This is a genomic window from Cytobacillus mangrovibacter, assembly GCF_042865275.1.
Lineage (GTDB): Bacteria > Bacillota > Bacilli > Bacillales > Cytobacillaceae > Cytobacillus > Cytobacillus mangrovibacter.
The window spans coordinates 221,598-240,609 of record NZ_JBIACJ010000007.1; the positions used below are offsets into that span (position 1 = coordinate 221,598).

The window sequence follows — 19,012 nt, forward strand, 5'->3', positions numbered from 1 at the left end:
ATATGGAGGGATATAAGGAAGAAATGAACCCAATATATCCATGGATGTTATCACCGTTTAACTGGAATCCCAATGCTAGATTATTAAAGGTTGGCCTGAAAACAACGGCTTCCTGAAGAAATCATCCATATTAACCAAGGGGGAATGCATATAATGAATGCAACTGAATTGAAAACAGTCTTACAGGAATTAAAAAATGGGAGCAGAAATTGGGAAGATGTCAGTAAAGTTACTATAGTCGGATCAATGATTGAGCATATTGGTTCAACGGATAGTAAACTTAGAGACCAACTGATTTATAGCTTATTTTATCAGTTAATTATTGAAAGCAATCAAATTGAACATGAGCTACTGAAAGACCTATTAGATGCTTGTTTAAATGAATATTTATTTAAAGGAATAGGTGAAAATGGAACAGATACAGTTTTTACAAGGTCTTTTACAACACTATTAATAGCATTAATTCTAGGTAGAGATATTGAAGATAATTTTCTATCTCAAAGCATGATATATAGAATAAAAGATAAATTAATTCATTATATTAACTCTGAAAAAGATTTAAGGGGATATGTGGCTGACAAGGGATGGGCTCATAGTGTTGCCCATGTAGCCGATACTTTTGATGAACTTGTGAAGAATCCAAAAATCAATAAAGAGTTTTATAGAGAAATTCTACATTCACTATGGAATAAGATATTTATTTCTGATAGTGTCTATATTCATGATGAAGATGAAAGAATTTTAATACCAATTTTAGAAATGTTAAATAAGGGATTAGAAGTAAGTGAGATAGAAATTTTAATACAAAATATACCAATAGAATTGAGTGTTCGGAGAGAACAAATAGTAGATGAAAAGTATTTGTTCTTACTTTTTAACTGTAAGACATTTTTAAAAAGTTTTCATATGAAAATCTATAGAAATTCTAAATTTGTATCCCTTCAAAAGAGTATTGAGGAATGCCTCGCAGAAATTTAGGGAAACAAAAATTGTGATCAAATGATTGTAAACGCTATCATGAAAGAATGGAATTACCTTTCCTTTTTTGTGATGAAGGACTGCTTTATGAGGCAAACGGGCATGTTTCTTCAAGATGAATTGCACGAAAGAAAAAAAGCTGGATTGTTTAAGAAACAATATGCATAAAGGATATCAAAGTGAAGAACTTCTTAAAAAGGGAGTGTTTTACAGGATGGAATTTAAATTTGGACGCTATGCTATTGTTCTCCCACCATTACATATTACAATTAGCGCAATAATAATTATTTACTTATTAGTAAGGTGGAGCAAACAACTAGAGACACGACGTTTTACAGTTTTCTTTTACTTTCTGATTAGCACTTACATTGCACCGATTTTTTCTCGAAATACAAAAGAAGGTGTCTTTGAGTTATGGTTTCCTTTAGGATTTATAATCGTTTTCTTTTACTTGTTTCGTAGTAAGAGAAACCATCCATCTAAAATGAAAGCGAGTATTTTAGGACTTTGCATAGCAATATATCGGTTAATCCTACAATACGCTGGGTAGTTTGGTGTTCAAGAGCTGTTTGGCATAGCTATTATTCTTCAACCCAATGAAAATATAAGTTCATATATTGGTATTTTTGGTAATATAAAGGAGATTATAAATTCTTTGTTAGGGGGAATCGTTGTGCCGAACGAGATTATTGAGAAAGTGAAAAGGGGACTTCAGGGAATCGAAATAGGATATTTTGATACAGGACAAGACTTTGAAGAAGCACCGTATTATTTTTATTTCGGAGACCCAGAGCTTGAGACTCGCCGATATGCAATTGCGGTTTTTACTGTGAATTTGGGAAACTGGTATAGCTGTTGTTCTTATCCGTTTTTAAATAGAGGGACTGAATTGGAAAAGTTTATTAATGCATTTTTGGAACATCATCAGAAAATTGAAAGAGATTTCCCTGTTATGCATGAATATATCATTTCATTTTTAATTAGGATTGAGGAAGAAAATGCTGATTCAACCTTCAAAATTGATAATAATTTACATGAACGTTTGAAAAGAGAAGTGTTAATTCCTAAACGGGAATACTTAAATAAGCGCACACCAATAAAATTCTTTCTAAGAGAAATTAGAGTGAATCCTTTTTTTAAAACTGATTTCTTCGAGGAACATTAATATAATGATTTTTCAGGAGGAGACTATGGGATACATTGAAGATTTACGCAAGATTGTTGGAAATCAACCTCTAATATTAGTTGGAGTTGCGGTAGCGGTAATTAACGAAAAAGGAGAATTTTTACTACAAAAACGGAGCGATGGACTTTGGGGTGTTCCTGGTGGATTTATTGAATTAGGAGAATCTACTGAAGAAGCAGGGAGAAGAGAAGTGTTAGAGGAAACAGGGATTGAAATTGGTAACCTTGAATTAGTAGGTGTATTTTCGGGAAAACAGCATTATGTTAAACTACCAAATGGTGATGAATTCTATCCTGTTACAATCGCATATATTTCAAAAGAAATTAAAGGTGGGGTTCTTGAAGCAGACGGTCAAGAAACTACTGAAGCAAAGTTTTTTAAAGCAAATGAGTTACCAGAGGGACTAAATCCTTTGATAAAAAACCTTATTAATCAATATTCGATATCATTTTCTAACAAGAAATAATAAAATTGTGAAAAGATGCACAATTAGTAACGGTAAGATATTTCTGGAATGAAGGATTGTTTTTTTAAAATCAAGAAATGTCTTTATAACATTTGGTTAACAATCTCAATAAGTTCTTTTTGAGATTGCTCATATGATATTTGTGTATTGAAATAAGAGACACCAATATTTGCATCATTTACTTGGAAAAATATAGATCCACCTCCATATAGTCGACCGATAATCCCGTTTTTTAATTCTACTTCTTGGTAATGAGCTTTTTCAGGTTCAGGGGTAAGTGTACTTGGAAAGTAGGCTTTAATATTTAGAATAATTAATTGATCTTTATTTTTTGAATTAGTACGAAATAATCGTTATTGAAGCTTACGGTGCTTACGGTGCAAAAGTGGTGTTTCTTGGTTCTAAAGGTAAACCATGATTAAGTATAGCGATTGTGAATCAGTATATATCGTAGAAGGTTGTTACAGTATCGAAATTTTTGTTACATTAAAACCAAATTTAGCGTATAAAGTGAATTTTTGTATAAAAATAATAGTTACCACACTTTACCAATACTAATACCATATTAGTATTCTTGGGAAACATAGGGATATTTATCAAATACCATATTTTGGAGCATGAATAACATTATTACATCTGTTAGCCTACTTATATATCATTTTATGAGGAAAATAGGAGGCTAATAAGATGAATAAGTTTAAGAAACTATTGATTGTACCAGCTTTAGCAGTTACACTATTTGGTTTTAGCTCACAATCAAATGCAGCAACAAATGTTCACCAAGTACATAAAGGCGATACTTATTGGACCATTGCGAATAATTATGGGATTCCGGTGGCCAGCTTAATGAAAGCAAATAACAAATCTAGTGATTTACTGTTGACTGGGGAAAAACTCGTTATCCCAAATACAGCTATATCTGAAGCGGATAAGAAACTGATGGCACGACTTGTATCTGCGGAGGCTAAGGGTGAGCCTTACGCAGGAAAAGTGGCTGTTGCTACAGTGATTTTAAACAGAGTCGACAGTTCTCTCTTCCCAAATACAGTAAAAGAAGTAATCTATCAAAAAGTAAGTGGGCATTATGCATTTACACCTGTTCAAAACGGAGAAATTAATCATCAAGCAGATACCGCTTCCATGAAGGCTGTAGAAGAAGCTTTAGCGTTTAGAGGACAAGGAAGAGGTTCATTATATTTTTATAATCCAAAAACTTCAACAAGTAAATGGATTCTCTCCCGTCAAGTGACAATAAAAATTGGTAATCATCGATTCGCACGGTAATTATGAGTAAAAACCTATGGATCATAATTGTTTTGTACGTTGAACGAAAAGTAGACAAATAAAAAAAACCTTTAATACCTTGATAGCAGGTTTACCTCAGAGGTGAAACAATATAAAACACATAGCAAAACGCACTTGAATTCACAATATAATTCACAGTGCGTTTTTTATTGATTTATCAACATTTTGAAGAATTTTTATTGCTTACCATTTCCCTAATTCACATAGTAATCACAGGGTATGAAATAATTATTGGAGGGTGTGTGAAGTTTTTGCAATTTAGTACGTGAATTACAATTGTGTAACCAGTGATATTTAAAACAAACGGAGATTTTCCAGTTTGACAGCAGGATAGGGCTCTATCCGGGGTTTATAAGCGGAGATCTTCCGATTAAGCAAAGCAGTGTTACCCATTTTTACGCTTTTTGGGTCAATATTCGGAACCTTTCCGTCTATTTAAGCTATTTACAGTGCTATTTCCTAAATAAGCGAAATTTCTCCGCTTATTTATCAAACTCGCTTTAGCATTTAATGAACTTGTACAACTTAAGGGTGGTTTCGTGAAAAAAGAAAATTAAAAAAGTGCTTAGAGATATTTGCACCTCAATTCCCAAGATATGCACTAATTATTGGAGGGTATGTGAATTTGTTGCAATTTGTTATTTGAACATAGAAATAATAAGAATTGTTTCCCAAAACTTTGAGTAATGTAGTGTAAAATATTTTAGAAAGTAAAGACTCAAATTGTACAGCTAGGGAGGGATTTTTTTGATCGTGTACACTGTTCAGCCAGAATTTCTTTATATAAAAATGCGTGAACAAGGGTTTCTGGAAGGAAATAAAGATTTTGCTATGTTCCCAGAACCATATGAATGGATGGTAAGCCAAATGAAAAAACATATCGTTTTTAGTAATATGAAAAACTATCCTATATGGTTATGGAGAAGAAAGCCAAATAGAAATGAAAAGGCTCTTGCACCAAAAGGAAAGAGATGGGTTATTTTGAAATTAGATATTGCAGAGGATGAAATTTTATGGTCATCATTTGATGAATGGCATACGATTTTAAATAATTCTCCAATTGTTTATGATGAGAATGAGTGGAATGATTTTAAGCGAAAAGGCTTCCCGAAAGAGGAAGTAATAAAAACTTGGGAACGGTTATTCGACCATCAATGGTTGGCAAATAGACCATCTGATTGGATTGGAGATTATAAAGAACATTGGTTACAAGGTGTTACATCACGCATTACAATGGAGCAAATTAAGAAAGTTTCAAGATTTCTTGGCAAAGGCTAATACTTCTCACTTTTGATAAAGCCGCTCATCCAAGAAGGGATGATCGGCATGTTTTATTTTTGTTTCACTTTTTCTGCCATGTGATCAGCAGCGATATAGCCAAATGCCATTGCTGGTCCAAGCGTTGCACCTGGTCCTGGGTATGTCTCGCGCCCATTACAGCGGCAGAACAGTAGCCACAAGCATATAATCCTTCAATTGCAGAGCCATCTTCACGAATAACTCTTGCATTTTGATCAATTACAAGACCGCCTTTTGTGCCAATATCTCCTGGATAAATAGGAAGGCGTAGAATGGAGCCTTATTAATTGGAGCAAGGTTTGGATTCTGTAACGTGGGATCTCCATAATAACGATCATATGCACTATCTCCACGATGGAGCCGTTTTTGCATCGATAAACTCGTGGTAAGGAACAGCTTCGTTAACATATTTTTCTATTTGTTCATACTGTATTGTTACCAATCGATTCGGTTTCCATCTCTATGATAACTGTGTAAACCGTTAAATATGAAGGAATTAACCATGCCCATTTTACTAGTATGGTAGTTTGTATTTTTTAAGACAGAATTTGTGCAATTCTTGTCCTTTTTACGTTAAAATTATAAATAGATTTTGTCGAAAAAGGTTAAGAAGGAGTGAGATAACAACTTGTGAAGAAACTACTAAAATTATTGCCTTTATTCCTCCTTGCATTTGTCGCCTATCAATCTTTCTTATTCATAAAGAGTTATCCTGGCTCATCAGACCAGGTTGAATACGAGGTAAATGCAGAGACTCCACCAACTGAACTGCACCCAATTGTAGCTGAGAAAGTGGAGGTTTTAAAAGAAAAAACAGCAGAAAAAGAGATTACGATCCTGATCACAGATGATTACCGCTCGATTGAGGAGCAAGACAAGATTTATGATCAGGGCAGAGGAACTCCCGGAAAAGTAGTAACTCATTTAAAGGGAGGCGATTCCTATCACAACTTTGGCCTTGCAGTCGATTTTGCACTTCAGCTTGAGGATGGTAATGTGATCTGGGATACTGAATATGATGGGAACGGTAACGGTCAATCAGACTGGTTTGAGGTTGCAGAAATTGCAAAGGAGCTGGGCTTTGAATGGGGAGGAGACTGGCGCGGCTTTAAAGATTATCCTCATCTTCAGATGAATTTTGGCTTAACCATTAACAATCTGCAAGAAGGAAAACGTCCCAAAACAGAGGGCACTGAAACACGTTCGGTTTTTAAAGAATCTTAATAGCCATACCAGAAAAAGACGACTTTAAAATTCATAAATGTGAATTTTGAGTCGTCTTTTTTAAAAGCTTCATAAATTTCTCCCTATCTTCTGATGTAAATGGTTTTGGCCCTTTTGTACGTTTTCCGCTTTTTCGAGCCATTGCACTCAAATATCGTGATTGCAATAATTGGTCAATGTTTTCATTTGTATAGCTATATCCATTATGGTGAAGCACCTCACACCCTTTTGCTAAACCTAGCGAAGCAAGACCATAATCTTGCGTTACGATTATATCTCCTTTTTCTGCTAACTTCATAATCCGATAATCGGCAGCATCTGCTCCAGAATCAACATAAATGGTTTCCACTCCTGATGGTTGTTCCGCATTAGAAAAATGCGAAAAACTAGTAACAAGAATAACAGGAATTTCAGCATTCGTACCTTCAGAGATAATGATATCTTTTACCGGACAAGCATCTGCATCAACATAAATTTTCATGTTTTCCTCTCCCTGTAAGTTTGTTTGAGTTGATGATAATGGCAAGTTTATCCTTTGTCAAACGATAAAGGTGGTTTACCTGAAATCATTTTATAATTATTTCTTTAAAGGTGTGATACTTCAATAAAGAAGCATCAATTTTTTTACAATAGATCAGTTTAATTGATGAAGGGAAATCATTACTTTACAAAGTGAATTTATGTATTGATTGCCTTTTTATTTTCAAAAAAGCCATTTTTCATTTGGAATATTATGTTAGTATTAATGAATAAGACTATTGAACTATCGAAGTAGTATAGCGAAGAAGGAAAAAGATTATATGTTGAAATTTATAAAGATAATTATATGGAGGGGACAATTTTGCTAACTAATATATACTTTGTACGACACGCCCATTCCACATATACACCTGATGAATTAGGAAGACCTTTATCTACTAAGGGTCTCGCTGATGCAGAAAGGATAACCGAAATCCTCGAAAATGAAAAAATCGATATTATCATTTCAAGTCCATACAAAAGGGCGATTCAAACGGTTGAGGGAGTCGCAAAATTTTTGGAGAAAGAAGTTATAATTGAGAAAGGTTTAAAGGAACGGACATTATCTGTAAAACCTGTGGAGAACTTTAAGGTAGCTATATCAAAAGGATGGGAGGAACCAGCCTTTTCTTTGGAAGGAGGAGAATCCAATATTATCGCCCAAAAACGGGGGATAAAGGCAATTTTAAGGGTAATAGAAATGTATGAAGGTAAAAACATTGCAGTAGGAACACACGGTAATATAATGGTACTAATTATGAATTACTTTGATGAAAAATATGGTTTTAGTTTTTGGGAAGACCTTGATATGCCTGATATTTATAAATTAACCTTTGATAATAAGAATCTGAAAGAAGTTAATAGAATTTGGAATAGGATTTAGATTGTTATTCAACTAATGGGGGCTTCGACCCAATGAGGATTAACGCTCTTTTTGTTGAACTTATTTTACGAACGGGCAGTTTTCTTCAAGTAGGAACATGTACTTTATGATTATATCCAAGAGTTGGTTAATTAATGATATGTCTACTTTCTTTTACAAGACCAATGAAATGAGGGGAATTTAGTTGAGGATAAATAATCAAATATTTATTGAATGGACAATTGCTAGAGTTTACGAGGATTTTTCTTTTACAAACGCAATTGATAATGCCTTAAAGCAAGTATGTTTAAAAGAAGGGGAAAAGGTCGAGGTTCATCAATTAGTAAATGTTGGTGAATTTAATAATGAAAAAATATTTTTGATTATTTTAAATGTTATTTCTAGTAAAGACTAGAATTATTTAACTAAAGGGAAAGAGAGTTGCTTATTGAACTAAAATTGCTGTAAATAGTTGTATATCCAATTCAATTTAATGGTGCATCTCTAAAATAAGATTAGTGTCCATTGGCATCAAAGGGTCATAAAGTTGAATAAGTGATAAGGACATAACCAAGTTAATAAGGATGTGAGATCGTTGAAAAGAATGCTTGCTATAAGTGATATTCATGGAGATATTAAGAAATTCGAGAAGCTTTTGGAGCTTGTTCAATATAACAAAGACCAAGACCAGCTACTGCTTTTAGGTGATTTTGTGGATCGTGGGCCTCATTCAAAAGCTGTTTTAGATAAAGTTATTCAGCTAAAGAGCGAGGGAGCGATTGCATTAATTGGAAATCATGAAAAGATGATGATAGATGCTTTTCACGGTGATCCGATGAACTTGAAGAGATGGTATTACAATGGTGGAATAAAAACTCTTCAGAATTACAATTATGAAATTGAAAAGGACGATGCTGAGTATTGGTATACGACTAACGAAATGCCTGAACCTATTCAAATGAATGATGACATCCGCATACATATTGAAGCACTAAAAGAATTACCGTACTATTATGAAACAGACACCCATATCTTTGTTCATGCAGGCGTTCATCCAGAGACACCAATAGAGTCAACAGAACCTCATACATTAGTATGGATTCGTGAGGAGTTCTTCAAGGCATACAAGGGAGAAAAGACTATTGTGTTCGGACATACACCAACAAAGCATTTACATGAAAGTGGCGATGTATACTTTGGGGATAATAATATCATTGGAATTGATGGCGGCTGTGCTTATGGTGGAAGGCTGTATTGTTTGGATGTTAAGAGTTCACAAGTTTTTTATGTTGAATAATAATTATTAGAGCATGACTTTCAGTTGATAAATTTTCTATGTAATCAGGACAATACTTTTATCAGGTATTGTTCTCTTACCTATTTGAGGATATTAGAGATATTATCATTTGAAAAAAATCATTTTATATTTATAATGTATTAGAGATATATTAACTCTTTAATATCTTTTATAAGGAAGGTAGAAAATGAAATATTCTAAAGCCACAAATTATGCCCTACACACAATGGTATATTTAACAATTGCTCCAAAAAATCAAACGGTTGGAGTAGATCAATTAGCAAAGGTTCAAAATTTATCGCCCACTTATTTATCAAAGATACTTACAAAATTGGTAAAGGCAGGACTAATTGAATCAACTCCAGGTGTTAAAGGCGGTTACAGCCTTACGAAACGTACTACTGATATCTCTTTTCTGGATGTTATATATGCAATTGAAGGAAGAACGAGCTTATTTAGTTGTTCACTAGAACATAGTGAGGCAAGAAATGGAGAATGTCTAATAGAAAATGTAATGATAGAAGCTGAAAAAAGGATGACAGATGAATTAGCAAATAAACATATTCGTAGTATTGCCAATCAAATTGAATCTAAGATGTTTGAAGAAAATAATTGCAGCAGCTCCCACTAATTTTTTTGCCCTAATTATAGATATTAAGAGTCCTTTATATGCTTAATTAAATGATGTTAGACTGCGCACTTATCGGTGGAAGTCCAACAGGATCGAATGCTTCTCAATTAATTGTAGCCGCAGCTAACGGAAATAAGGCTGGTATGGTAGTGCATGATCTAATAAATGAAGACTTTAGATTATACGGGGTTAGTATTGTAAATTCTAAAAGTAATGGGAGGCAGAAATAAAATGGAATTCTGGGAATCAAGTTTTATTGAAAAACAAACAATGTGGGGATTTGAACCAACAGATTCAGCAATTTTGACAAAGGACTTTTTCCTTGAAAAAAATGTTAAGGACATACTGGTACCAGGTATTGGATATGGTAGAAATGCGAAGGTTTTCATTGAAAATGGAATAAATGTTACTGGTATTGAGATTTCAAAAACGGCAATTGATTTGGCGAGGAAAAATGGACTTGATAGTAGGATATTTCATGGTTCAGTAACTAACATGCCTTTTGATAATAAACTTTACAACGGTATATTCTCCCACGCACTTATCCACTTATTAGATAAGCCTGAGAGAGAGAAGTTTATTAAAGATTGTTATAATCAGCTAGAGCCAAATGGATATATGATTTTTACAACTGTTTCAAAAAAAGCCCCAATGTTTGGTAAGGGTAAACAATTGGATAAAGACTATTTTGAGATAATGGACGATGTAAAAATGTTTTTTTATGATACTGACTCCATAAAACAAGAATTTGGAGAATATGGCCTAGTAGAATTCTCAGAAATTGATGAGCCAAATAAACATATGAAAAATAAACCTTCAATAAATTTTATAATGGTAAAATGTAAGAAAAGATAGATATAATCAATGTATAAACCCGAATCTTAGATAAGAATGAAACCAAAAAGGAATCGAAAATAATTCGATTCCTTTTTAGTTGCCATAAAACATGAATGTAATAACTAGAATCTACTTGTCCATGAAAAAAATAAAAGTGTTATAAATTCTTATATAGAATTCTAAATATCTTTAATGCTATTTGAATCCGCAGTAATTCCTCTGAATGCTTCAAATCTGTGTTTAAAATTTCTTTAATCTTATCTATTCTGTAGATGAGTGTATTTCTATGCAAGAACATTGCTTTGGCAGTTTCAGACACATTTAAATTATTTATAAAATAGTTCTCTAAGGTTGCTATATAGCTTGTGCCATGCATTTTATCATGCTCAAAGATTTTCCCGATGCATTTTGTGAAAAAGTCTTCTAGCGCTGAAATTTTAATATTAGAGTCTAACAGGTGGTAAACAGAATAATCTTCAAAATGAGAGATTTCCTTTTTTTCATTGACCTGCTGCATCAGTCTTATTACTTCATTTGCTTCGGAAAAACTTTTGTGAAGAGAATTAATCGTGCGGTATTGTTGTCCAATTCCTATTAAGAAGATTGTCTCCTTAATCTTATTTGTGAATGTCTCATGCAAATTCATAGCAAATTGCTTTACATTGATAACTGAAATAGGAGGTCTTTCATTGCTTTGACCAACTAAAATAATGATTCGATTGTTTCTGTAAAAGCATGTAATCTCCCCATCTGCTTTATATGATAAATCATATACCAATTCAACGCATTTTTTAGCGATATTCTCCATTCTGTATTTTCCACTTATCATATCTTCGTTTTTATTAAATCTCTTAGGTTCAACATTAACAACCATGCTGTAATACATATAGCTCGGATTCAACCCATGTAGATCACATAAGGTTTGTAAGGTTTCATTAGATGTGATTTTTCCAGAAAGCAAATCATCAAAAAAGTCCTGTCTTATTTTTAATTCGACAATTTCAATTTCTTTTGCTTTTATCCTTTCAAGTGCCATGACAGTAGAAGCCTGTTCTAAAATTATGTAGTCAAATTCAGTTAGTTCACGAACCGTTTGCCATACGACGATATATCCATATACCTCTTTGGATACGGCAGCGGGTAGAATTCGGCATTTTATTTCCATATTTTCTAAATGATATTTCCGTTTTATGGATTTTTTTATTTCGCTAATATTTTGTGGTATGGATTCTATGAATTCATTATTAAATACTTGTCTATTTTTTTGCAGATCAAGGCAATATTCAAGAGGGATCTTATTATCCGTATGCTCTGTGTAGTGTAATAAATTCCAATCTTTGTCCACTATAATTATCGGATTATTTATAGTCGCAGATAACATTGAAGATATTTTTTCGATTCCACCACCTTCAAGTGTAATTCTAAAGAATAAATTATGCATATCTAACGTTTTCCGATTTAATTGATCATATCTCCCAGACGCCTTTTCATTAATGATTGATATTACCCTTGAAAGTGTATATTCAAACGGTAACTCTATTAGTGGTAATCCATATTTATTAGCCTGATCAATCATATTTTGAGGGATCTTATCAAAGTATCGCTTCATCTTAATAACGAGCCCAGCACAGTTAATTTCTGCAAGCTCCTTGATTATTGTGTTTTGCAGTTCTTCATTTTCCTTGAAAATATATCCAGTCGATAAAAGTAGTTCATTAGGTGAAAGCCAATCAAATGAATCAGGGTTTTCTATTATATTAACAATAGATATTTCGTTATTAATTCCGTCTTTTCCAGCAATTATTTTTATTCCATCAATGGCTTTTATTGAAAATAATTCTTCAACTGTTAACAAATCCACTCAACTCCTTGACATAATTTTACCACAATTCATTGTACAACTTGCACAAAGAGGATAGGTTCTTTTTGGTTTTGGTACACGATGACCAATTTACACAATGTATCTAAAATGAGTATGTAAAGTTCATTACTATTCTAAAAAATCCAAAATCAAATTTGAAATGAAATGCGAAGGAGGTACTTAATGATAAATTGGACAAATTTTATTACTGGAAATAACTAATAGAGTTTGATTCAATGAGCCTTTCTAAACAGAGGTGACTTATGTGATACCTGCTATAACTGGTGATAAGGATTTTATCCACCAAATTAAACATTCGAAAATCAATGGCTTTGTTCATAGCACATTCAATCGAACATTCAATTTCCAATGTATCGAAAATGGTGAGTTATACACGATTGCTTGCAGTGAAATGGATAATGGACCTAATAGTCTTGTCATAGAAGTGGATAGCTTTGAAAAGATGAATATCGAAATTAATGACAATGTATGGACTGAAAATAATCGTATATTCATTTCAAATAAAATGGTAATAAAGATGGTCAATGTTCGTCAGTGGGAATCAATTTTACCGAAATATCCTACTGATAACAAAACATTAAAAATTAATTTAGCAAAAATGAAGAATTACATTGAAATGCATGGCAAAAGTGGTGGAATGAAGCAAAATTCAAGCTCTCAAAAAACGTTTGATTCCGAAGTGTCCAGAATGCTTAATGAACGAACGAACTTGTTAATAAAAGAGCTGCAGAACAACCAAATGTTAAAGGCATTGCAGCATGCGATTTCTCTAATAGGCCTTGGCCCAGGATTAACCCCATCTGGTGATGATTTTTTAGTTGGCTTGTTTACCATTTTGAAGATGAAAAACAGTCCTTGTTCTTCATATCAATCCTTTTGTGAAGAAGTAGTTAAAATAGCAAAAACCTTAACAAATGATATTAGCTACATGGCACTAAAAAAGGCATCAGTTGGTAAGGTAAGAGAGTCAATTATTCTATTAATTGATCATTTGATTAATGGCAATGAAGAGGAGTTACTTCTCTCATTAAATAAAGTACTAAAAATAGGTTCTTCATCCGGTACGGATATAGCCTTAGGGCTTATTGCTGGAATAGAAATAAATTTAAAAGATGGAGGTAAATGATGACTGTACAAGTTGTGATCAAACCAAACACATATTTTGACTCTGTATCATTAATGTCGTTATCAACAAAGGCAAATCAAATTGAAGGCGTTGAACAAGCGATTATTGCAATGGGTACTGAAATGAATAAAGAGGTAATTAGGAATGTCGGTTTAATGACTCCTGAAGTAGAAGAGGCAAAGAATAGCGATTTGATGATTGTTGTTAAGGCTGTTAATGATGAGCAATGCGAAAGCGCTTTCGTAAGTATTAATGAATTACTCACAAAAAAAAATACTTCCAAAAGTAAGAGCCAGGTAAAGTATTCAACAATTACATCGGCTGCACAAAGTATTCCTGAAGCTAACTTAGCGATCATAGCTGTTAATGGAGCGTATGCACCTAGAGAGGCAAGAAAAGCTCTTGAAAATGATCTCCATGTAATGATGTTTAGTGACAATGTGAGCATTGAAGACGAAATTGAATTAAAGAATTTAGCACATGAAAAAGGTTTATTAATGATGGGACCTGACTGTGGAACAGCTATTATAGGCAATGTTGCTCTATGTTTCGCAAATGCAGTGAGAAAAGGGAATATTGGTATCGTTGGTGCATCAGGAACTGGAAGCCAAGAGGTAAGTGTCCGTATTCATGAATTCGGAGGCGGTATTACTCAATTAATTGGAACTGGTGGAAGAGACTTAAGTGAAGAAGTTGGCGGAATTATGATGCTAGATGGTATTAAGGCGCTTGAGGAAGATGAAGCGACGAAAGTTATCGTTCTTGTTTCTAAACCGCCTGCATCAAGTGTGGAAGAAAAGGTGTTAGCACAAATTAAACAATGTAAAAAACCAGTTGTTGTTTGGTTTGTTGGTGGAGATGAAGAAAAGGTCACAAAAGCGGGCGGACATTTTGCAAAAATGTCAAAAGAGGCAGCGCTTAAGGCAGTTCTATTAGCTGGCGCAGATGAAAGCAAGCTTAATAAACGTGCTTTGAATATCCCACTTATTGAAGAAGTCCGTACGAAATTAAAACCTGAACAAAAATACATTCGTGGTTTATTTAGTGGTGGGACTTTGTGTGATGAAGCCATGCATGCTGCGATGGAAAAGTTTGATAATGTCTACAGCAATATACAAAGAGATCCTCATTATCGTTTGAAAGATGTGAAAGTGAGCCAGGAGCATACATTTATTGATTTTGGAGATGATCAATTTACACAAGGTAAGCCTCATCCGATGATTGATCCGTCCACTCGTATTGAGAGATTTAACCAAGAAGCGAAGGATCCATCAGTTGGAGTTATCGTAATGGATTTTGTTTTAGGATATGGTGCTCATGAAGATCCAGTTGGCGCCATGCTTCCAGCGATGATTGAGGCAAAGCAAAATGCAGAACTAGAAGGTAGACATTTGGAGATTGTTGGCTATGTACTTGGAACAGAATTAGACCGTCAAGATATCGAGGAACAAGTCAATAAATTATTAGCTGCTGGAGTTACACATGCAAGCAGCAGTCAAAATGCAGGTCTATTGGCAAGAGAATTTGTTGTGAAAGGAGAATAGCTATGAGTAAAATAAACGAACTTTTTACTAGTAAACTCAATGTTATCAATGTGGGAATAGAATCTTTCAAAGACGATATGGTAGAGCAGAATGCGAGTGTTACCCATTTGGAATGGACACCGCCTGGAAGAGGAAATCCGGAAATAATTATGGCTCTTGATAAGCTTGATAACCCTGAAACGATGGAGAAAATCGAAGCTGCAAATCAATTAGCTGTAGAAAGAATTGTGAACTCACAGCCTGTTTTAATTGGATTCGACCAAGCTATTAATGTCGTTCCTGGTATGACAAAAAAGACAATCCTTCATGCAGGACCGCCAATTACATGGGATAAAATGAATGGACCAATGAAGGGTGCAGTTACAGGAGCTATAGTTTTTGAAGGTTTAGCTAAGGATATTGAGGAAGCTGCTGAGCTTGCAGCATCAGGAGAAATTACCTTCTCGCCTTGTCATGAGCATAATTGTGTAGGGTCAATGGCGGGTGTAACGTCTGCTTCAATGTTCATGCATATTGTTGAGAATAAAACATATGGAAACATTGCCTATACAAACCTAAGTGAACAATTATCGAAGATTTTAAGAATGGGTGCTAATGATCAAAGTGTTATTGATCGCTTGGTATGGATGCGAGACGTGTTAGGACCTATGTTGAGAGATGCAATGAAGCTAAATCCAAATGGAATAGATTTACGCTTAATGCTAGCACAAGCTCTTCATATGGGAGATGAGTGTCATAACAGAAATATCGCTGGTACAACGTTATTAATTCAAGCTTTAACTCCTTATCTTCTACAAACAGATTTTACTACAGAACAGAAGAAAGAAGTATTTGAATTTGTAGCAAGTAGTGATTATTTCTCGGGCCCAACTTGGATGGCTCTTGCAAAATGTGCTCTTGATGCTGCACATGGTATTGAAAATAGCACAATTGTTACAACAATGGCTCGTAATGGGGTAGAGTTCGGAATCCGTGTAAGCGGAATGCCTGGAAATACATGGTTTACTGGTCCAGCTCAAAAAGTTGTCGGACCAATGTTTGCCGGTTACAAACCAGAGGATTCTGGTCTTGATATTGGTGATAGTGCTATTACTGAAACATATGGAATTGGTGGATTTGCAATGGCGACAGCTCCGGCAATTGTTGCACTTGTTGGCGGTACTGTTGAAGAAGCGATTGGATACTCTACTAATATGAAAGAAATAACAACAACAGAAAATCCAAATGTTACAATTCCACTCCTTGACTTTATGGGTGTCCCAACAGGAATCGATGTTCGAAAAGTACTTCAAACAGGTATTATGCCGATAATCAATACAGCAATTGCTCATAAAGATGCTGGGATTGGGATGATTGGAGCGGGAATTACAAATCCTCCAGTAGAGGCATTTGAAAAGGCTTTGCTTGCTTTTAGTGAAAATATTAATTAATAAAAACAATTTGGGAAGCTAAATGAATCTTTTATTCTAGAAAGATTTACTTGCTTCCCTGAAACTAGAAAAATGTTTAGGGAGATAGAATGTATGTATGATCAAACCTTACATGAGAACCTAATTATTGCTAGTAAAAGTGGTCATTTACCAGAAGTAGAACGTCTTTTACAAGAAGGTGCAAGTGTTAATTTTAAAGATGTGAATGGCAGTACTGCTTTAATGGCTGCCACACAAAAAAATCAAATTTCTGTAGTTAAGCTTTTATTAGAAGCTGGAAGTGATGTTAATACAAGAGATATTACCCAGTTAACTCCCTTTATTTGCTCTGGTGCAAACGGATTTCATGAAATATTAAGCTTGATGCTCAAATATGGCGCTGATCTCAAAAGCGTCAATCGATTTGGAGGTACTGCATTGCTTCCCTCTAGTGAAAAAGGATATTTGAAAACCGTTCAAATTTGCTTAGATGCTGGAGTTCCAGTTAATCACGTGAATGATTTGGGTTGGTCAGCATTATTAGAGTCAGTAATCTTAGGGAATGGTGGACGATTATATTCTGACGTTATCCAACTTCTTGTCGAAGCTGGTGCAGATATAAACCTTGAGGATAGAGATGGTAAGTCATCACTTCAGCATGCAGAAGAGCTCAATCAACAAAAGGTCGTAAAGATCCTTACCAAAGAGTATGTCGAAACGAATGCTAGCATCCAGCAAGCAAAAATGCTTTATAGAGAAAATAAATTTGTGGAAGCTATCATGATACTTAGCAAAGCACTTGAAACAGATCGTGAAAACCTAGATTTGTATTTTTATAAAGGGTATTTATTACAAGAACTAAAGAAATATGAAGAGGCTCTTGAACAATACAAACTTGCATTACAAGTAGATTCTAATGATCTTGACTTTTATTTCTATACAGCGAATTGCTTACGACTCATGAAGCGGCAGGATGAAGCGCTTGCTGAATATGATAAAGCTTGTAATCTTGATCCGAATGAGACCTTTTACCGTTATCATAAATCAAATTATTTAAGAGAACTTGGAAGACACGAAGAAGCTGTCACTGAGATGGACAAGCTTTTAGCTCTCCAACCGCATCGATATGACTTTTCTTTCCATAAAGCTAACAGCCTTAGATCTTTAGGAAGACATGAAGAGGCGATTGAAGCAATTGAAAATGCTATCAAACATGATTCGACTAATCCTTTATATCATTTACACAAAGAGCAGTCGATCGAATTACTAGGAAGAAAGTAGACAATTAATTAGGAGGTATACCAGTGGGAAAACTAGTTATTGTTGCTATCGGTGGCAACTCATTGGTTAAAGATAATGGTTTAGATTCAGTTCAAGACCAGTATGAGGCAGTATGTGATACTGCGGTAAACATCGCAGATATGGTTGAACAAGACTTTAATGTTGTAGTTACTCACGGAAATGGTCCACAGGTCGGCTTTGGATTGAGAAGATCTGAAATTGCTGGTGAAGTAGCCGGGATGCCTTCTGTACCGCTTGTTAATTGTGTAGCAGATACACAAGGTGGTATTGGTTACCAAATTCAGCAGGCGTTGACGAATGAATTTTCGAAAAGAGGCATTAACAAAAAAGTCGCTACTGTCATTACCCAGGTCGAAGTAAGTATTGATGATCCGAATTTCAAAAATCCAACAAAACCTGTAGGCTCATTCTTTACATTAGAGCAAGCTGAATTAATGAAAAAGGAGCATCCAGATTGGATTTTTATTGAAGATTCCGGTCGTGGATATCGAAGAGTCGTTCCATCACCAAAACCAATTGATATCCTTGAGAAGGATGCGATTAAATCATTGATTGATGCTGGTTATGTGGTTATTGCTATAGGTGGCGGCGGTATTCCAGTTGTCAAAACGGAAGAAAACACATATGAAGGCATAGACGCTGTTATTGACAAAGATTTTGCAACTAGTCTATTAGCGGAGCAAATTAATGCCGAAATATTGATCATAACAACAGGTGTTTCAAGAGTTTGTATCAACTTTGGAAAGCCTAATCAAAAGGCACTTGAAAACATTACAGTCGAAGAAACGAAGCAATATGTTGAAGAAGGTCACTTCCCTGCAGGAAGTATGTTACCAAAAATTGAAGCCAGTTTACATTTTATGAAAAAGAACGGTTCGCGAGTTATTATTACAGATCCAGAAAGCTTGAAAGATGCGATAATTGGCAAGGCTGGCACCCATATCATAAAGTCTGGGCACTAAAGCAGAAAGTAATCAAAATATAGTAATCTAGTACATGCTGAAATCTTGCAACATTTTTAGAAATCTAGTTTTATATGACATTTAATCGGATTGTCTATAGTTGTACACATTCCATTGTATAACATGCATAAATGAATCTATTCTTTTTGGGGTTTACTTTGCGATGACACTTTTGGGCAATAT

General features: G+C 34.4%; 20 protein-coding genes and 1 pseudogene. 17 read left to right on the plus strand and 4 right to left on the minus strand.

Annotation, left to right across the window (positions count from 1 at the left end; translation table 11 throughout):
• Positions 1–153: 153 nt before the first annotated feature.
• From ACFYKT_RS14585 to ACFYKT_RS14605, 5 genes are all read left to right on the plus strand, one after another.
• Complete coding sequence (locus tag ACFYKT_RS14585) at positions 154–978, plus strand: DUF2785 domain-containing protein (protein WP_389220986.1); 825 nt, start codon at positions 154–156, stop codon at positions 976–978.
• 673 nt (positions 979–1,651) lie between these two features.
• Entirely contained in the window at positions 1,652–2,143 is a 492-nt protein-coding gene (locus tag ACFYKT_RS14590; RefSeq protein ID WP_389220989.1) for a hypothetical protein, read from the plus strand.
• A 25-nt stretch (positions 2,144–2,168) separates the two neighbouring features.
• Positions 2,169–2,630: an NUDIX hydrolase gene (locus ACFYKT_RS14595; protein WP_389220992.1), complete on the plus strand. Its 462-nt coding sequence runs from the start codon at positions 2,169–2,171 to the stop codon at positions 2,628–2,630.
• 687 nt (positions 2,631–3,317) lie between these two features.
• A complete protein-coding gene (locus ACFYKT_RS14600) occupies positions 3,318–3,914 on the plus strand; it encodes a cell wall hydrolase (protein WP_389220995.1) in 597 nt (198 codons plus the stop codon).
• A 774-nt stretch (positions 3,915–4,688) separates the two neighbouring features.
• Positions 4,689–5,213, plus strand: a complete 525-nt coding sequence (locus tag ACFYKT_RS14605) for a DUF3841 domain-containing protein (RefSeq protein ID WP_389221199.1) — start codon at positions 4,689–4,691, stop codon at positions 5,211–5,213.
• 53 nt (positions 5,214–5,266) lie between these two features.
• On the opposite strand, the gene ACFYKT_RS14610 is transcribed toward ACFYKT_RS14605, so the two are convergent.
• Positions 5,267–5,395 carry a hypothetical protein gene (locus tag ACFYKT_RS14610; protein WP_389220998.1) on the minus strand — a complete coding sequence of 43 codons (129 nt, stop codon included), beginning with the start codon at positions 5,393–5,395 and terminating at the stop codon, positions 5,267–5,269.
• A gap of 29 nt (positions 5,396–5,424) precedes the next feature.
• A pseudogene (locus tag ACFYKT_RS14615) lies at positions 5,425–5,508 on the minus strand (hypothetical protein); the annotation flags it as partial.
• Between the two features lie 356 nt (positions 5,509–5,864).
• On the opposite strand from ACFYKT_RS14615, the gene ACFYKT_RS14620 reads away from it, so the two are divergent.
• A complete protein-coding gene (locus tag ACFYKT_RS14620) occupies positions 5,865–6,458 on the plus strand; it encodes a M15 family metallopeptidase (RefSeq protein ID WP_389221001.1) in 594 nt (197 codons plus the stop codon).
• Between the two features lie 31 nt (positions 6,459–6,489).
• Here ACFYKT_RS14620 and ACFYKT_RS14625 read toward each other — a convergent pair whose 3' ends face one another.
• A complete protein-coding gene (locus ACFYKT_RS14625) occupies positions 6,490–6,939 on the minus strand; it encodes a YaiI/YqxD family protein (protein ID WP_389221004.1) in 450 nt (149 codons plus the stop codon).
• 360 nt (positions 6,940–7,299) lie between these two features.
• On the opposite strand from ACFYKT_RS14625, the gene ACFYKT_RS14630 reads away from it, so the two are divergent.
• The 6 genes from ACFYKT_RS14630 to ACFYKT_RS14655 all read left to right on the plus strand — a co-directional run bounded on the left by ACFYKT_RS14630 (position 7,300) and on the right by ACFYKT_RS14655 (position 10,622).
• Positions 7,300–7,860, plus strand: coding sequence for a histidine phosphatase family protein (locus tag ACFYKT_RS14630; RefSeq protein ID WP_389221007.1), 561 nt, complete (start codon positions 7,300–7,302; stop codon positions 7,858–7,860).
• Between the two features lie 184 nt (positions 7,861–8,044).
• On the plus strand, positions 8,045–8,254 hold the full coding sequence (locus ACFYKT_RS14635; protein WP_389221010.1) for a hypothetical protein: 210 nt from the start codon (positions 8,045–8,047) through the stop codon (positions 8,252–8,254).
• Between the two features lie 180 nt (positions 8,255–8,434).
• Positions 8,435–9,136 carry a metallophosphoesterase family protein gene (locus ACFYKT_RS14640; protein WP_389221013.1) on the plus strand — a complete coding sequence of 234 codons (702 nt, stop codon included), beginning with the start codon at positions 8,435–8,437 and terminating at the stop codon, positions 9,134–9,136.
• Positions 9,137–9,323: 187 nt separating this feature from the next.
• On the plus strand, positions 9,324–9,767 hold the full coding sequence (locus tag ACFYKT_RS14645; RefSeq protein WP_389221016.1) for an Rrf2 family transcriptional regulator: 444 nt from the start codon (positions 9,324–9,326) through the stop codon (positions 9,765–9,767).
• A 50-nt stretch (positions 9,768–9,817) separates the two neighbouring features.
• A complete protein-coding gene (locus tag ACFYKT_RS14650) occupies positions 9,818–9,997 on the plus strand; it encodes a hypothetical protein (protein ID WP_389221019.1) in 180 nt (59 codons plus the stop codon).
• Between the two features lies 1 nt (position 9,998).
• Positions 9,999–10,622, plus strand: a complete 624-nt coding sequence (locus ACFYKT_RS14655) for a class I SAM-dependent methyltransferase (protein WP_389221022.1) — start codon at positions 9,999–10,001, stop codon at positions 10,620–10,622.
• A gap of 139 nt (positions 10,623–10,761) precedes the next feature.
• On the opposite strand, the gene ACFYKT_RS14660 is transcribed toward ACFYKT_RS14655, so the two are convergent.
• Positions 10,762–12,459, minus strand: a complete 1,698-nt coding sequence (locus ACFYKT_RS14660; protein ID WP_389221025.1) for a PucR family transcriptional regulator — start codon at positions 12,457–12,459, stop codon at positions 10,762–10,764.
• A 271-nt stretch (positions 12,460–12,730) separates the two neighbouring features.
• Between ACFYKT_RS14660 and ACFYKT_RS14665 the strand changes: the two genes are divergently transcribed.
• The 5 genes from ACFYKT_RS14665 (at position 12,731) to arcC (ending at position 18,829) form a co-directional block, all read left to right on the plus strand.
• Positions 12,731–13,612, plus strand: a complete 882-nt coding sequence (locus ACFYKT_RS14665) for a DUF2877 domain-containing protein (RefSeq protein WP_389221028.1) — start codon at positions 12,731–12,733, stop codon at positions 13,610–13,612.
• Positions 13,612–15,156, plus strand: a complete 1,545-nt coding sequence (gene fdrA / locus ACFYKT_RS14670) for an acyl-CoA synthetase FdrA (protein WP_389221031.1) — start codon at positions 13,612–13,614, stop codon at positions 15,154–15,156. The genes ACFYKT_RS14665 and fdrA overlap by 1 nt, the downstream gene beginning before the upstream one ends.
• Positions 15,157–15,158: 2 nt before the next feature.
• Positions 15,159–16,586, plus strand: a complete 1,428-nt coding sequence (locus ACFYKT_RS14675) for a YlbE family protein (protein ID WP_389221034.1) — start codon at positions 15,159–15,161, stop codon at positions 16,584–16,586.
• Between the two features lie 93 nt (positions 16,587–16,679).
• On the plus strand, positions 16,680–17,846 hold the full coding sequence (locus tag ACFYKT_RS14680; RefSeq protein WP_389221036.1) for an ankyrin repeat domain-containing protein: 1,167 nt from the start codon (positions 16,680–16,682) through the stop codon (positions 17,844–17,846).
• Positions 17,847–17,869: 23 nt separating this feature from the next.
• Positions 17,870–18,829, plus strand: a complete 960-nt coding sequence (gene arcC / locus ACFYKT_RS14685; RefSeq protein WP_389221039.1) for a carbamate kinase — start codon at positions 17,870–17,872, stop codon at positions 18,827–18,829.
• Positions 18,830–19,012 lie beyond the last annotated feature (183 nt).

Bases quoted from the DNA above. Each gene is read 5' to 3' on its own strand.
- ACFYKT_RS14585 (WP_389220986.1), top strand. From the start codon at position 154: ATGAATGCAACTGAATTGAAAACAGTCTTACAGGAATTAAAAAATGGG.
- ACFYKT_RS14595 (WP_389220992.1), top strand. From the start codon at position 2,169: ATGGGATACATTGAAGATTTACGCAAGATTGTTGGAAATCAACCTCTA.
- ACFYKT_RS14600 (WP_389220995.1), top strand. From the start codon at position 3,318: ATGAATAAGTTTAAGAAACTATTGATTGTACCAGCTTTAGCAGTTACA.
- ACFYKT_RS14625 (WP_389221004.1), bottom strand. From the start codon at position 6,939: ATGAAAATTTATGTTGATGCAGATGCTTGTCCGGTAAAAGATATCATT.
- ACFYKT_RS14645 (WP_389221016.1), top strand. From the start codon at position 9,324: ATGAAATATTCTAAAGCCACAAATTATGCCCTACACACAATGGTATAT.
- ACFYKT_RS14650 (WP_389221019.1), top strand. From the start codon at position 9,818: ATGATGTTAGACTGCGCACTTATCGGTGGAAGTCCAACAGGATCGAAT.
- ACFYKT_RS14655 (WP_389221022.1), top strand. From the start codon at position 9,999: ATGGAATTCTGGGAATCAAGTTTTATTGAAAAACAAACAATGTGGGGA.
- fdrA (WP_389221031.1), top strand. From the start codon at position 13,612: ATGACTGTACAAGTTGTGATCAAACCAAACACATATTTTGACTCTGTA.
- ACFYKT_RS14675 (WP_389221034.1), top strand. From the start codon at position 15,159: ATGAGTAAAATAAACGAACTTTTTACTAGTAAACTCAATGTTATCAAT.
- ACFYKT_RS14680 (WP_389221036.1), top strand. From the start codon at position 16,680: ATGTATGATCAAACCTTACATGAGAACCTAATTATTGCTAGTAAAAGT.